This window comes from Actinomadura formosensis (assembly GCF_050948385.1).
In the GTDB taxonomy this organism is placed as follows: Bacteria; Actinomycetota; Actinomycetes; order Streptosporangiales; family Streptosporangiaceae; genus Spirillospora; species Spirillospora formosensis.
In genome coordinates this window covers 6,096,994-6,110,802 of record NZ_CP192011.1, presented here as the reverse complement: position 1 = coordinate 6,110,802, position 13,809 = coordinate 6,096,994, and the positions used below count along the sequence as shown (strand labels likewise).

Genomic DNA, 13,809 nt, shown 5'->3' with positions numbered 1-13,809 from the left:
TGTCGTGCTCTAGCATCGCGGACGTGAGCGAAGCAGCACCTGGTACAGGCGGATCCGGCGTCGTGGAACTCGGCGCGGACGAGGCACGGCGGCTCCAGTTGCGTGCTCAGGGCTTCCTGGGCGCGCGGCCGAAGGGCGGCGTCACGGCGATGCTGGAACGGCTCGGCGCCGTCCAGCTCGACACGATCTCGGTGCTGGCCAGGTCCCACGAGCTGGTGCCCTACGCGCGCCTGGGCCCGGTCGGACGCCGCGCCATCGAGGCCGCCTACTGGGGCGACGCCTCCCAGGCCGCGGCCAAGCCCGGGTCATCCCGGCGCGGCCCCGCCGGGGGAGGGGCCGGCGCGCCGGGACCCGAGGGGAACGGGGCGGGCGGGCCTCGGCCCGGCGCCGGGTACGGGGCCTTCGAGTACTGGGCGCACGCGGCGTCGGTGATCCCCATGGCCGACTGGCCGTTGTTCGCGTTCCGGCGGCGTGCGTACCTGCGGCGCGGCTGGCGCTGGCACAAGGTGCCGGAGGGCGTCTGCGACCTGGTCCGCGCCCGGCTGAAGGCGGACGGCCCGCTCACCACGAAGGAACTCGGCGGTGCCAAGGCGAGCGCCGAGTGGTGGGACTGGAGCGACCACAAGATCGGCATCGAGTGGCTGCTGGACACCGGGGAGGTCGTCTGCGTCGAGCGGGCCGGCTGGCGCCGCGTGTACGACCTCGCCGAACGCGCCGTCCCGCCCGGCCTCCTCGCGCGGGACCCGGACGACGACGCCTGCCTGACGGCGCTCATGGCGCGGGCCGGACGCGCCCTGGGCGTGGCGACCCGCGGTGACCTGGCCGACTACTACCGGGTCAGGCAGGACCAGGTCGACCGCGTGATCGAGGCGACCGGGCTCGTCCCCGTCAGGGTCGCCGGATGGTCCCAGCGCGCCTGGGCCGATCCCGAAGCGCTGTCCGCCGCGCCCAGGGGCAGGCACGCCACGACCCTGCTGTCGCCGTTCGACTCCCTCGTCTGGGACCGAGCCCGCGCCTCCCGCGTGTTCGGCTTCGAGCACCGGCTGGAGGCGTACGTCCCCAAGGCCAAACGCGTCCACGGGTACTTCGTGATGCCGCTCCTCGCCGGGGGCCGTCTCATCGGACGGGTCGACCCGGCCCGCGAAGGGCGCACGCTCATCGCCCGCCAGGTCTCCCTGGAGCCCTGGGCCACCCGCACGGCGGCCCGGACGGAATCCTCGGCGGCGGCCCTCGCCACCGCCCTCTGGCGCGCCGCGGCCTGGGTCGGCTGCGACGACGTCCGCATAGAACGCAGCGCCCTGCCGGCCGACCTGCTCAAGGCCGCCCTGAACACCGCGACCCCGTCCTGAACGGTGCCGTCCCGGCGGGCCGGGCGCCGGGGGAACGCACGCGGATCCCCCTTCCCCATGTGCGAAGGCCACATGAGCGAAGGCCGGCCCGGTGGATGCGGGCCGGCCTTGCGATGGGGGATGGATCAGCCGTGGGGGGTCTGCTGGGTGTCGGTCGAGATGGGGACGTCGATGACCTCGCCCTGCTCGCCGCCGCGGCGCTTGGCAGAGCGCGAGCCGAACAGGGAGTAGTCGACGATCTCGGGGATCACGCGGGGCGCGTCCACGACGACGTCGGAGAACAGGTGGACCATCCAGCTGATGAGCAATCCGGCGACGACGATCCCGACGCCGGCCCAGAGCATGACCCACGCGGGGCCGAGGCAGAGTGCGACGCCGCCGACGACGAAGCCGACGAAGATGATGCCGACCGCGATCCACGAACTCGGCCGGCCGGCGTGCGAACCCCCTGAAGACCCTTCGGACATTACGCCTCCCCTCCTGTGAAGGTGTGAGGGATCCTCTCCGGGGCCCTGAAAATCAAACGGGGCGCGCTGTGGATTGCGCTGCGGAGTGACCTAGACCATTCTGGGTCTCGCCTACGATGGCATCGTACGTGTGGTGTGCATGCCGCCCTGAGCGGTGAACCACGATCTGCAAGGAGCCTTCGAGAGTGCCGCCAGTCATCGACAAGATCCTTCGTGCGGGCGAGGGAAAGACCCTGCGCAAGCTCAAGAAGCTCGCGGATCAGGTCAACTCGATCGAGGAAGACTTCCTCGAGATGAGCGACGCCGAGTTGCGCGAGCTGACCGACAAGTACCGGGAACGCATCGCCGACGGCGAGTCCCTGGACGATCTGCTGCCCGAGGCGTTCGCGACCGCGCGCGAGGCCGCCAAGCGCGTCCTCGGCCAGCGCCACTACGACGTCCAGGTGATGGGCGGCGCCGCGCTGCACCTGGGGAACATCGCCGAGATGAAGACCGGTGAGGGCAAGACCCTCACCTGTGTGCTCCCCGCCTACCTGAACGCGCTGTCCGGCGACGGCGTCCACGTGGTCACGGTCAACGACTACCTGGCCAAGCGCGACGCCGAGTGGATGGGACGCGTCCACCAGTTCCTCGGTCTCGAGGTCGGCGTCATCCTTCCGCAGATGACCCCGGACGAGCGTCGCGCGGCCTACAGCTGCGACATCACCTACGGGACGAACAACGAGTTCGGGTTCGACTACCTGCGCGACAACATGGCGTGGAGCCTGGAGGAGTGCGTCCAGCGCGGCCACAACTTCGCGATCGTGGACGAGGTCGACTCGATCCTCATCGACGAGGCCCGGACCCCGCTGATCATCTCCGGTCCGGCCGAGCAGAACTCCAAGTGGTACTCGGAGTTCGCCAAGATCGTCCCGCGGCTGAAGCGCGCCGAGCTGGTCAGCACCGCGGGCCAGGTGGACGAGTACGGCCCCGGCGACTACGAGGTGAACGAGAAGAAGCGCACGGTCGGGGTCACCGAGTCGGGCGTCGAGAAGGTCGAGGACTGGCTCGGCATCGACAACCTCTACGACTCGGTGAACACGCCGCTGGTGAGCTTCCTGAACAACGCGCTGAAGGCCAAGGAGCTGTACAAGCGCGACAAGGACTACGTCGTCATGAACGGCGAGGTCCTGATCGTGGACGAGTTCACCGGCCGTATCCTCCACGGCCGCCGCTACAACGAGGGCATGCACCAGGCCATCGAGGCCAAAGAGGGCGTGGCCATCAAGGACGAGAACCAGACGCTCGCCACGATCACCCTGCAGAACTACTTCCGCCTCTACGGCAAGCTGTCCGGCATGACGGGCACCGCCGAGACCGAGGCGGCGGAGTTCAACAAGACCTACAAGATCGGTGTCGTGCCGATCCCGACGAACAAGCCGATGGTCCGCAAGGACGTGGCGGACGTCGTCTACAAGACCGAGCAGGCCAAGTTCGAGGCCGTCGTCGACGACATCGCCGAGCGGCACGAGAAGGGCCAGCCGGTCCTGGTCGGCACGACGTCGGTGGAGAAGTCCGAGAAGCTGAGCAAGATGCTCAAGCGGCGCGGCATTCCCCACCAGGTGCTGAACGCCAAGCAGCACGAGCAGGAGTCGGCGATCGTCGCGGAGGCGGGCCGCAAGGGCGCGGTCACCGTGGCCACCAACATGGCCGGTCGCGGTACCGACATCATGCTCGGCGGCAACCCCGACTTCCGCGCCGACCTGGAGCTGCACCAGCGCGGGCTGTCGCCGCTGGAGACGCCCGAGGAGTACGAGGCGGGCTGGCCGGAGGCGCTGGAGAAGGCCAAGGACGCCGTGAAGGGCGAGCACGAGGAGGTCGTCGAGGTCGGCGGCCTGTACGTCCTCGCGACGGAGCGGCACGAGTCGCGGCGCATCGACAACCAGCTGCGCGGACGGTCCGGCCGGCAGGGCGACCCGGGCGAGTCCCGGTTCTACCTGTCGCTGGAGGACGACCTGATGCGGCTGTTCAACTCGGCCCGCGTCGAGTCGATCATGACGCGGCTGAACATCCCGGACGACGTGCCGATCGAGTCCAAGATCGTCACGAACGCGATCAAGTCGGCGCAGAGCCAGGTCGAGCAGCAGAACTTCGAGATGCGCAAGAACGTCTTGAAGTACGACGAGGTCCTGAACCGGCAGCGCAAGGTCATCTACGCCGAGCGCCGCAAGGTGCTGGAGGGCGAGGACCTCCACGAGCAGGTCCGCCGCATGATCGACGAGGTCGTCGCGGGCTACGTCGCGGGCGCCACCGCCGAGGGCTTCGCCGAGGACTGGGACCTCGACAAGCTGTGGAAGGCGTTCAAGCAGCTCTACCCGATCTCGATCTCGGTGGACGAGCTGGTCGAGGAGGTCGGCGGCGACATCTCCGGCCTGGACGCCGAGACCCTCGCCGAGAAGATCCGCGGCGACGCCGAGGCGGCCTACGACAAGCGCGAGGAGGAGCTCGGCGCGGAGGTCATGCGCGAGCTGGAGCGCCGCGTCGTCCTGTCGGTGCTGGACCGCAAGTGGCGCGAGCACCTCTACGAGATGGACTACCTCCAGGAGGGCATCGGCCTGCGGGCCATGGCGCAGCGCGACCCGCTGGTCGAGTACCAGCGCGAGGGCTACGACATGTTCAACGCGATGCTGGACGGCATCAAGGAGGAGTCGGTCGGCTACCTGTTCAACCTTGAGGTCGAGGTCGAGGAGCAGCCGGAGGCCCCGACCGTCGGCGCCGCGCCCGTCTCGGTCGCCAAGTCGGCGCCCGCGGGCGCCGTGGCGGACACGGAGGAGGAGGGCGCCGTCGCCGTCGATGAGGTCGAGGAGGCCGAGGAGGTCCCCGCGATCAAGGCGAAGGGCCTGGAGAAGCCGTCCCGTCCGAAGAAGCTGGAGTACTCGGCCCCGACCGTCGACGGTGAGGGCGGCGTCGAGCACCACAGCGAGGAGACCGAGGACGAGTACGCGGGCGTGAACCGCAACGACCCGTGCCCGTGCGGGTCGGGCAAGAAGTTCAAGCGCTGCCACGGCGACCCGCGCACCAAGGGCAAGTAGCGCGGCGGGAACGAGCGGCGTCGCGCGAAGCGGCCTCCCGGACGCCCGGGAGGCCGCTTGCTCATGTCGGGGCATGTCAGGGCGCGGTCGTCTCCAGGGCCGTGCAGCGCCACCGCCCCCGCATGTGCTCAAGGCGCAGCGCCAGCGCGTGGACGCGTCCGGCCACGACCACCACGGCGACGGCCTCCGCCACCGCCGGCGCCGGCCGCTGCACCCTGCCGGACAGCACCTTCGGCGGGACGACCCGCCTTCCGCGCGCCGCGTCCCCACGCGCGCCCACCGCGCGGCACACCGCCGGGACGGCCACGAGCGACAGCTGATGCGCCGGCCGCGTCCCCGCCAGCACCTCCACGATGAGCCGCACGGCCGTGTCGGCGACGGCGCGGACCTCTGCGTCCACCCCGTCCGCGGGACGCACGACCCGCAGCCCGGGCCCCCGCACCGGCACCGCCGCGGGCCGGAGCGCGAGGGCTCCCCGGGTGGCGGGCGGGCGGTACCGGATGATCCGAATTCCCGACTTGACCGGACGACGCCCCATGCCGAACCTCCTGACTCGTTTAAGAACAGGAGTCACAGGCCCCGCGGAAAATACGTCCTGACCGCTTCCGGCCTCCCCGGTACCACCGGGTCCCCCGGGAGGCATGGAAAGGCGGCGGGCGCGTGGAGGCGCCCGCCGCCTTTCCCGGGAGCGAGTCCCCGGCCCGGGAGGGTCAGCCGGCGGCCGGGGAGTCCTGCGGTTCCGCGGTGCCCTTGCGGCGCTTCTTCTTCGCGCGGCCGGCGAGTTCCGGGGCGGCGCCCGGGTCGGCGGCGGTCGACTCCTCGTCCTCGGGTTCCCGGCCGGGGGTCGCGAAGTTGAACCTCGTGATCAGGAATCTGAAGATGAAGTAGTACAGGAAGAAGTACAGGACGCCCATGCCGAGGATCAGCCACAGTCCCTCGGTGTTGTCCTTGCGGGCGTTCAGCAGCAGGTCGATCAGGCCGGCGGAGAAGCCGAACCCGAGCTGGGCGCCGGCGGCCTCCAGGATCGCCATCGAGATGCCGGTCAGGACGACGTGCACGGCGTACAGGACGGGCGCGACGAACATGAACGCGAACTCGATCGGCTCGGTGACGCCGGTGACGAACGCGGTGAGCGCGGCGGAGATCATGATGCCGCCGACCGCGGGCCGCCGGTGCTTGGGCGCGGCGTGCCAGATCGCCAGCGCGGCGCCGGGCAGGCCGAACATCAGCACGGGGAAGAATCCGGCGAGGAAGCCGCCCGCGTTGGGGTCGCCGGCCAGGTAGCGGTTGATCTCGCCGTGGACGACGCCGTCGGAGGTGTTGTAGTCGCCGAACACGAACCAGATGAGCGAGTTCGGGATGTGGTGCAGGCCGAAGGGCAGCAGCAGCCGGTTGATGACGCCGTAGACGCCGGCGCCGGCGGCGCCCGCCCCGGTGATCCACTCGCCGAAGTCGGTGAGCCAGTTGCCGAGGACCGGCCAGATGAAGCCGATCAGGATGCCGAGTGCCAGGCCGGCGACGGCGGTGATGATCGGGACGAACCGGCGCCCGCCGAAGAACGCCAGCCAGGTCGGCAGCTTGATCCGGTAGTACCGCTGGTACAGCAGCGCGGCGATGACGCCCATCAGGATGCCGCCGAGCACGTCCGTCGGGTTCTTGGCGCCCCAGTCGATGACCTGCGCCTGCGCCCCGTCCGTCACCTTGGTGATCAGGACGTTGCCCTTGAGTTCTTCGGTGTGCGAGAACATGATCTTGGAGACCCGGTCGAAGACCAGATAGCCGACCACGGCGGCGAGCGCGGTGGAGCCGTCGGACTTCTTGGCGAAGCCGATCGCCACGCCGACGGCGAAGAGCAGGGGCAGGGCGGCGAACAGCGCGTTGCCGGCCTCGCCGACGATCTCGGCGACCCGGTCCCAGCCGAGACCGTCGGCGCCGAGCATGTCGGCCTGGCCGAAGCGCAGCAGCAGCGCGGCGGCGGGCAGCACGGCGATCGGCAGCATGAGGCTGCGGCCGATCCGCTGCAGCACCGCGAGGGCGCTCGACCCTCGGCGCGGCGCGGAGTCCACGGTTGTCGCAGTCATCGCGAGGTTCCTCCTTCAGGGGGGTTCAGGAGTGCGGCGGGGGGCTCCCGAGGGCCGTGTGGATCTGGTAGCGGTCCGCCCTGTAGGTCGACACGCCCAGCTCGGCGCACACACCTCCGGTGTACGAGCGGCGTTGCAGGAGCAGCACGGCACTGCCCCGGGCGATCTGCAGGTGCCTGGCGTCGGTGGCGTCGGCCAGGCTGGCGTCGATGGTCTGGTCGCCCGCGTCGAAGACCAGCCCGTACACCGCTTCGAGGACCCCGTACAGGGAGCGGTCCGCGAGCCGGCGGTCGAGCAGGTCGGGTGCGAGGGACGCCAGGATGTGCGCGCGCTCCACGGCCATGGGCTCCCCGTCGGCGGTGCGCAGGCGTTCGATGATGTGGATCTCGGTGCCGGGCTCGACGGCGAAGATGCGGGCGAGCCGCGCGTCGGCCGGGACCGTCCGGCGGTCGAGATCGATCGCGCCCGGCCGCAGCCCCCGGGCCAGCATGTCCTCGGTGAACGAGACGAGTCGCAGCGGCATCTCGATCTTGGGGCGGGCGACGAACGTGCCCTTGCCCGGGACGCGGTAGAGCCGCCCCTCGGAGACGAGCTGGTCGACGCCCTGCCGGACGGTCATGCGGGACAGCCCGTACTGGACGCACAGCTCGCGCTCCGACGGGATCGGGGCGTCGACGGGCAGTTCCGCGCTCTCGATGAGGTCGAGGAGGATCGCGCGGAGCTGGAAGTACTTCGGTACGGGACTGTGCGGATCGATGGTGGTCACGGAGTGTCCTCGATGGCCGGGGGCCGGATCGACGAGTGGGGACGGGTTTCGACTGGTTTCGACGGAGAAGTGGACTGAACGGTGGTTCGATGGTCTTCGCTAGGTTCGTACTGGTCTAGGCCGGACTAGACCACAGGATCGAAAGACCTGTCAATGCACGAATGTGTAACGACCTCATCACGCACCGACACCCTCGTGGTCGAAGGATGTGCAGGTCGGAGGGGGATTGCGGATGGGGCGTCCGGTTCGCCCCGGCCGCTCTGTCCGCTTCCGGCTGCCGTCGGGAGGTGTGGCGGCGGCCGGTCCGCGGCGAGGAATCCGGCACCGAACGAGTTTCGTTCCACATCTTCTCCTCCATCCGATTCGTGGAGTATGGTGCGAACTGGTCTAGTCCGGACTAGACCAGTCGAACCCGGAGGAACCGACCCGCGATCATCGCGTCCACAGAGAGCGCGCACCCATGGCATCACTACTGATCACGGCCGACCGCATGATCATGACCCCACCGGGCGGTCCTACCCGCGTCGTCTCCCCCGGATACGTCCGCGTGGTGGACGGAACGATCGCCGAGGCCGGGGAGGGCCGCCCGCCCGGCGCCCCCGACCTCGACCTGCCCGCCGGCCTGCTGGCCCCCGGCCTGGTCGATCTCCAGGTCAACGGCTTCTTCGGCCACGACATGGTGGACGCGGACGAGGCGGGCTGGCACGCCGTCGTCTCCCGCCTCCCCGAGACGGGCGTGACCGCGTTCCTCCCCACCTTCATCACCGCGCCGGTCGAGACCCAGGCCGCGGCACTGCGCAGGGCCCGCGACCTGCTGCCGGGCCTTCCGGACGGGACGCGCGTCCTCGGCGTCCACCTTGAGGGCCCGTTCCTGTCGGAGAAGCGCAAGGGCGCGCACAACGCCGCCCACCTCACCGACCCGACGCCCGAGGCCATCGGCACCCTGCTGGAGACGGGACTGGTCAAGCTCCTCACCCTCGCGCCCGAACGCGCCGGCGCCCTCGCCGCGATCCGCGCGCTGACCGGGGCGGGCGTCCTGGTCAGCGTCGGGCACAGCGACGCCACCGCCGCGCAGGCCGCCGCCGCGGCCGACGCGGGCGCCCGCATGGTCACCCACATCTTCAACGCGCAGACCGGCGTCCACCACCGGGACCCGGGCGTCGCCGTGCAGGCGCTCATCGACGACCGGCTCAGCCCCGGACTCATCCTCGACCTGCACCATGTCGCGCCCGAGGTGGCGCGGCTGGTGTTCCGTGCCGCGCCGGGACGGGTCGTGCTCGTCACCGACGCCGCCGCGTCCGCCGGGATGCCGCCCGGCACCTACGACCTCGGCGGCGAGCCCATCACGATGCCCGAGCAGGGCCCGCCGCTGCGCGCCGACGGCACCATCGCGGGCTCCGGCCTGCGGCTGGACGAGGCGGTCGGCAACGCGATCGGCCTCGGCCTCGACGCGGCGACGGCGGTGGACGCCGCCACCCGGGTTCCGGCCGACCTCATCGGACGTCCCGACCTCGGCCGGATCGCGCCCGGCGCCGCCGCCGACCTCGTCTGGCTGGGACCCGGCCACCGGGCGCGTGCCACGTGGGTCAACGGGCAGAAAGTCTTCGGAGGGGGATCATGACCAGTCAGATGCGCGCCGAGATCGGTGAGCAGCCGGACGCGCTGCGCCGGACGATCGACGCGCTCCTCCCGCGTACCGCCGACATCGCGGTGCTCGCGCGGGAGACCCGGCAGGTGCTGTTCATCGCGCGCGGGTCCTCCGACAACGCCGCGGTGTACGGGCGCTATCTCGTGGAGTCGCACGCCGGCCGGCTGGCCACCCTCGCGGCGCCGTCCATCGCGACGGCCTACCGGCGCCGGCTCGACCTGGACGGCGTGCTGGCCGTGGCGATCAGCCAGTCCGGCAAGACCGAGGAGATCATCGAGACCCTCGGCTGGGCGAGGGACTGCGGCGCCCGGACGGTCGCGGTCACCAACGGCGCCGGGTCCCCGCTGGCGGAGGCCGCCGAGGTCGCGCTGGTCACGCGGGCGGGCGACGAGGTCGCCGTCCCGGCCACCAAGACCTACACGACGCAGCTCGCCGCGCTGTCGGTCCTCGGCCTCGGCCTCGGCGCCGACGTCGCGGTGGACGACCTGCGCCGCGTCCCCGACGAGATCGCCCGGATGATCACGCTGGCGGAGGCGTCCCCGGCGCTGCCCGAGATCGTCGAGGCGCTGGCCAAGGTGCCGGGCGCGGTCGTGTCCGGACGCGGCATCGCGTTCGGCACCGCGCTGGAGCTGGCGCTGAAGATCAAGGAGGCGTGCTACCTGCACGCCATGGGCCTGTCGTACGCCGACCTGCTGCACGGCCCGATCGCCGTCGTGGACGCGCAGACCCCCGCGCTGCTGGTCGCCGCCGGCTCCGGCCCCACGCTGTCCGGTACCGTCGCGCTGGCGCGGCGGGTCGAGGGGGCCGGTGCCCGCGCGTACGGCGTCGGCGGCGGTGCGGAGCTGGCGCGGGCGTGCTCGGCCGCGCTGCCCGGCCCCGTGCTGCCCGAGTGGGTGGCGCCGCTCGGCCTCATCGTCCCCGGCCAGATCCTGGTCGAGAACCTGGCCCGCAGGCTCGGCGTCGACCCGGACGTCCCGCGCGGCCTGCACAAGATCACCCAGACCGACTGAGCCCCCCGACCGAACCCCCACCCCCGACCGGAGGAAGAAGAACATGGACAAGGCCGAGGCCATCATCGCGGCGCTGGGCGGTGCCGACAACATCGTCGATATCGAGCCCTGCGCGACCCGGCTGCGCACCGAGGTGTCCGACGCGGGAAAGGTCGACGAGGCGGCGCTGAAGAAGGCGGGCGCGTTCGGCGTCATGCGCAGCGGCAGCGTCGTGCAGGTCGTCGTGGGGCCCGAGGCCGACACGATCGCCAGCGACATCGAGGACATCCTCGACTGACCCGGGAGGCCCCTCCAATGACCCGAGTACTGTCCCCGGTCACCGGCCGGGTCGTCGGCCTGGCCGGCGTCCCGGACCCGGTCTTCGCCCAGGCCATGGTGGGTCCGGGCACGGCGGTCGACCCCGAGCGCGGCCCCGGCCACGCCATCGCCCCCGTCACCGGGAAGATCGTCAAGCTGCATCCGCACGCCTACGTGGTGGTGGACGACGAGGGCCACGGCGTCCTCGTCCACCTCGGCATCGACACCGTCAAGCTGAAAGGGCAGGGGTTCGACCTGCTCGCCGCCGAGGGCGACGAGGTCACCGCCGGGCAGCCGGTCGTCGGCTGGGACCCGGCCGTGATCGAGGCGGGCGGCCGCTCGCCGGTCTGCGCGGTCGTCGCGCTGGACGCGGGCGCCGACGCCCTGTCGGACGTGGTGGAGTCCGGCGAGGTGACGAAGGGAGCCGAACTTTTCACATGGAGTTGATCGCATGGCGGTGATCGGCCTCGGCGGGTGCGCTCGCCGCGGCCGATCACGTGGTGCCCGATTTTCAGGAAGCGCACGTCGTGCCGGGGCCCGCGCTGCGGGTGCGGGGCCTGGAACAGAAATGAGCAGCCGGGATGGAACCGAGTAGGAGTGTGCGGTGACCGAGCGCAACGTCAAGATCGAGTCCAGGGTGGGGCTGCACGCGCGGCCGGCCGCGCTGTTCGTCCAGACCGCGGCCAAGGCTCCGATGGACGTGACGGTGGCCAAGCGCGGCGGCGACCCGGTGAACGCCAAGAGCATCCTCGCGGTGCTGGGGCTGGACGCCCGGCACGGTGAGGAGGTCGTCCTGGCGGCGGACGGCGACGGCGCCGAGGAACTGCTCGACAGCCTGGAGAAGCTGCTGTCCACCCCGGAGCCCGAGGGAGCCTGAGCGGTGCCGGACGTATTGCGGGGCGCGGGTGTCAGCCCCGGGGTGGGGGCCGGGCCGGTGCGGCGCGTCGCCGGGGGCGTCCCGGAGCCGCCCGCCGGCGACCGGCACGGCGGCGACGCCGCCGCCGAGCACGGCACGGCGCTGGCCGCGCTGGAGGCCGTCGCCGCCGACCTGGAGGAGCGCGGGGAACGCGCCGCCCTGGCCGGCAACCGCGACGGCCGGGACGTGCTGAACGCGCAGGCCCTGATGGCCCGCGACCCGGGCCTCGCCGGCGGGGTCCGCGCGCGGGTGGAGGAGGGCGTGCCGGCGGCCCGCGCCGTGTTCGAGGCGTTCGGCGTCTACCGGGAGATGCTCGCCGGGGCGGGCGAGTACATGGCGGCCCGGGTCAGCGACCTGGACGACGTCCGGGACCGGGCGATCGCCCGGCTGCTCGGCCTGCCGATGCCGGGCGTGCCGGAGTCGGACGAGCCGTTCGTGCTGGTCGCCCGCGATCTCGCGCCGGCGGACACGGCCGTCCTCGACCCGGCGCGCGTCGTCGCGTTCGTCACCGAGGAGGGCGGGCCGACCAGTCACACCGCGATCATCGCCCGGACGATGGGCGTGCCCGCGGTCGTGGCGGTGCCGGGCGCGACCGCCATCCCGGACGGGACGCGCGTGCTCGTCGACGGCACCGCCGGGACCGTCCGTTCCGAACCGTCCGAGGAGGAGGTGACGGTGGCGCGGGCCGCTGCCGCCGCCCGCGCGTCCGCGCTGGAGGAGACCACCGGTCCGGGCGCGACCAGGGACGGTCACGCCGTGCCGCTGCTGGCGAACGTCGGCGGCCCGCAGGACGTCGAGGCCGCGCTCGTGCACGGCGCCGAGGGCGTCGGCCTGTACCGGACCGAGTTCCTGTTCCTGGACCGCGCGGCGCCGCCGTCCGGCGAGGAGCAGGAGGAGGCGTACCGGAAGGTGCTGGAGGCGTTCCCGGCGGGCCGCGTGGTCGTCCGGGTGCTGGACGCCGGCGCCGACAAGCCGCTGGCGTTCCTGCCCGCCCCCGGCGAGGAGCCGAACCCGGCGCTCGGGGAGCGCGGGCTGCGGATGCTGCGCCGGCATCCGGACGTCCTCGCGGCCCAGCTCACCGCACTGGCCCGCGCCGCCTCCGGCCTGACCGTGAAGTTGCGGGTGATGGCGCCGATGGTGACGGATGCCGTCGAGGCCGCCTGGTTCGCGCGGGCGTGTCGGGAGGCCGGCATCGAGCATCCCGGCGTCATGGTCGAGGTGCCCGCCGCCGCGCTCCGCGCCCGCGACCTCGCCGCCGAGGTGGAGTTCTTCAGCATCGGCACCAACGACCTCACCCAGTACACGTGCGCGGCGGACCGGCAGGTCGGCGCGCTCGCGTCACTCCAGGACCCGTGGCAGCCCGCCGTCCTCGATCTGGTCGCCCCCGCGGCCGGCGCGGGCGTCCCCTGCGGCGTCTGCGGTGAGGCGGCGGCCGACCCGGCGCTCGCGTGCGTGCTGGTCGGCCTCGGGGTGACGTCGCTGTCGATGAGCGCGCCGTCCCTGCCGCTGGTGCGGGCCGCGCTCGCCCGCCACACGCTGGCGGAGTGCCGGCGGGCGGCCGCCGCCGCCCGCGAGGCCCGCACGGCCGGGCGGGCACGGGAGGCGGCCCGCGCCCATCTCCCCGGCCTGGCGGCCCTGGGCCTGTGACCGTCAGAGCGTGATCCGCCAGTGGGCGCCGGATCCGCGGAGGGTGAAGCTCGCCGTGAGGAGACCGCCCGGACGGGCGGGCTCACCCTTCCAGGCCAGGTCCTCGAAGCGGACCGTGTAGCCGCCGCCCGGCCCGGGCTCGCAGGACGGGACGGTCACGCCCCGCAGTGCGGCGATGTCCCGGGGGCGCAGCTTCGCGCGCGCCCGGACGAACCCGGCGCGGCACGCGGCGGGCCCGCCGAACACCGCCCGCTGGTAGGCGGGCGTCAGGTAGCCGCAGACCCCGGCGTTCCCGGCGGCGATGCCGCGCAGGTACCGGTAGAGCACGAACCGCGCCGGGAAGGTCTGTTTCGCCGGCACCGCCGCGACGGGGTCGGCCGGCTGCGAGTCGCCGGGCTCCGGGGTGAGCGGCGGCATCGTGACCTTGTCCTGCCCGCCGCAGGCGCCCAGCAGCGGGAGCACGAGCAGGGCGGCGGCGATGAACGGACGGACGCGCACGGAGACCCCCGGGGGAAGAAGGCGGCCCGATCCTCCCAGGAACCGGTCTCCCGCGTCCA

General features: G+C 72.4%; 13 protein-coding genes. 8 read left to right on the top strand and 5 right to left on the bottom strand.

What is annotated here, in order from left to right:
* Positions 1–23 precede the first annotated feature (23 nt).
* The gene (locus ACQP1N_RS28715) at positions 24–1,349 is read left to right on the top strand and encodes a winged helix-turn-helix domain-containing protein (protein ID WP_433227635.1); all 1,326 of its coding nucleotides are present in this window, start codon (positions 24–26) and stop codon (positions 1,347–1,349) included.
* 125 nt (positions 1,350–1,474) lie between these two features.
* On the opposite strand, the gene ACQP1N_RS28710 is transcribed toward ACQP1N_RS28715, so the two are convergent.
* Positions 1,475–1,816, bottom strand: a complete 342-nt coding sequence (locus ACQP1N_RS28710) for an HGxxPAAW family protein (protein WP_067803661.1) — start codon at positions 1,814–1,816, stop codon at positions 1,475–1,477.
* A 185-nt stretch (positions 1,817–2,001) separates the two neighbouring features.
* Between ACQP1N_RS28710 and secA the strand changes: the two genes are divergently transcribed.
* A complete protein-coding gene (gene secA, locus ACQP1N_RS28705; RefSeq protein WP_067803664.1) occupies positions 2,002–4,887 on the top strand; it encodes a preprotein translocase subunit SecA in 2,886 nt (961 codons plus the stop codon).
* 76 nt (positions 4,888–4,963) lie between these two features.
* On the opposite strand, the gene ACQP1N_RS28700 is transcribed toward secA, so the two are convergent.
* The 3 genes from ACQP1N_RS28700 to ACQP1N_RS28690 all read right to left on the bottom strand — a co-directional run bounded on the left by ACQP1N_RS28700 (position 4,964) and on the right by ACQP1N_RS28690 (position 7,734).
* A complete protein-coding gene (locus tag ACQP1N_RS28700; RefSeq protein ID WP_067803668.1) occupies positions 4,964–5,425 on the bottom strand; it encodes an Rv3235 family protein in 462 nt (153 codons plus the stop codon).
* 172 nt (positions 5,426–5,597) lie between these two features.
* A complete protein-coding gene (locus tag ACQP1N_RS28695; RefSeq protein ID WP_433227634.1) occupies positions 5,598–6,968 on the bottom strand; it encodes a PTS transporter subunit EIIC in 1,371 nt (456 codons plus the stop codon).
* A gap of 25 nt (positions 6,969–6,993) precedes the next feature.
* Positions 6,994–7,734 (bottom strand): GntR family transcriptional regulator, encoded by a 741-nt coding sequence (locus ACQP1N_RS28690; RefSeq protein ID WP_067803675.1) that lies wholly within the window; start codon positions 7,732–7,734, stop codon positions 6,994–6,996.
* A gap of 460 nt (positions 7,735–8,194) precedes the next feature.
* Between ACQP1N_RS28690 and nagA the strand changes: the two genes are divergently transcribed.
* The 6 genes from nagA (at position 8,195) to ptsP (ending at position 13,252) form a co-directional block, all read left to right on the top strand.
* Positions 8,195–9,355, top strand: coding sequence for an N-acetylglucosamine-6-phosphate deacetylase (nagA, locus tag ACQP1N_RS28685; protein ID WP_433227633.1), 1,161 nt, complete (start codon positions 8,195–8,197; stop codon positions 9,353–9,355).
* The gene (locus ACQP1N_RS28680; RefSeq protein ID WP_084263533.1) at positions 9,352–10,392 is read left to right on the top strand and encodes an SIS domain-containing protein; all 1,041 of its coding nucleotides are present in this window, start codon (positions 9,352–9,354) and stop codon (positions 10,390–10,392) included. Before nagA ends, ACQP1N_RS28680 begins: the two co-directional genes overlap by 4 nt.
* Before the next feature lie 43 nt (positions 10,393–10,435).
* Positions 10,436–10,669, top strand: a complete 234-nt coding sequence (locus ACQP1N_RS28675) for a glucose PTS transporter subunit EIIB (protein WP_067808014.1) — start codon at positions 10,436–10,438, stop codon at positions 10,667–10,669.
* Positions 10,670–10,686: 17 nt separating this feature from the next.
* A complete protein-coding gene (locus tag ACQP1N_RS28670) occupies positions 10,687–11,136 on the top strand; it encodes a PTS sugar transporter subunit IIA (RefSeq protein ID WP_067808017.1) in 450 nt (149 codons plus the stop codon).
* A gap of 157 nt (positions 11,137–11,293) precedes the next feature.
* Complete coding sequence (locus tag ACQP1N_RS28665) at positions 11,294–11,566, top strand: HPr family phosphocarrier protein (protein WP_067808019.1); 273 nt, start codon at positions 11,294–11,296, stop codon at positions 11,564–11,566.
* A gap of 3 nt (positions 11,567–11,569) precedes the next feature.
* Positions 11,570–13,252: a phosphoenolpyruvate--protein phosphotransferase gene (gene ptsP, locus ACQP1N_RS28660; protein ID WP_131732385.1), complete on the top strand. Its 1,683-nt coding sequence runs from the start codon at positions 11,570–11,572 to the stop codon at positions 13,250–13,252.
* 3 nt (positions 13,253–13,255) lie between these two features.
* On the opposite strand, the gene ACQP1N_RS28655 is transcribed toward ptsP, so the two are convergent.
* Positions 13,256–13,750 carry a hypothetical protein gene (locus tag ACQP1N_RS28655; RefSeq protein ID WP_067797667.1) on the bottom strand — a complete coding sequence of 165 codons (495 nt, stop codon included), beginning with the start codon at positions 13,748–13,750 and terminating at the stop codon, positions 13,256–13,258.
* Positions 13,751–13,809: the final 59 nt, after the last annotated feature.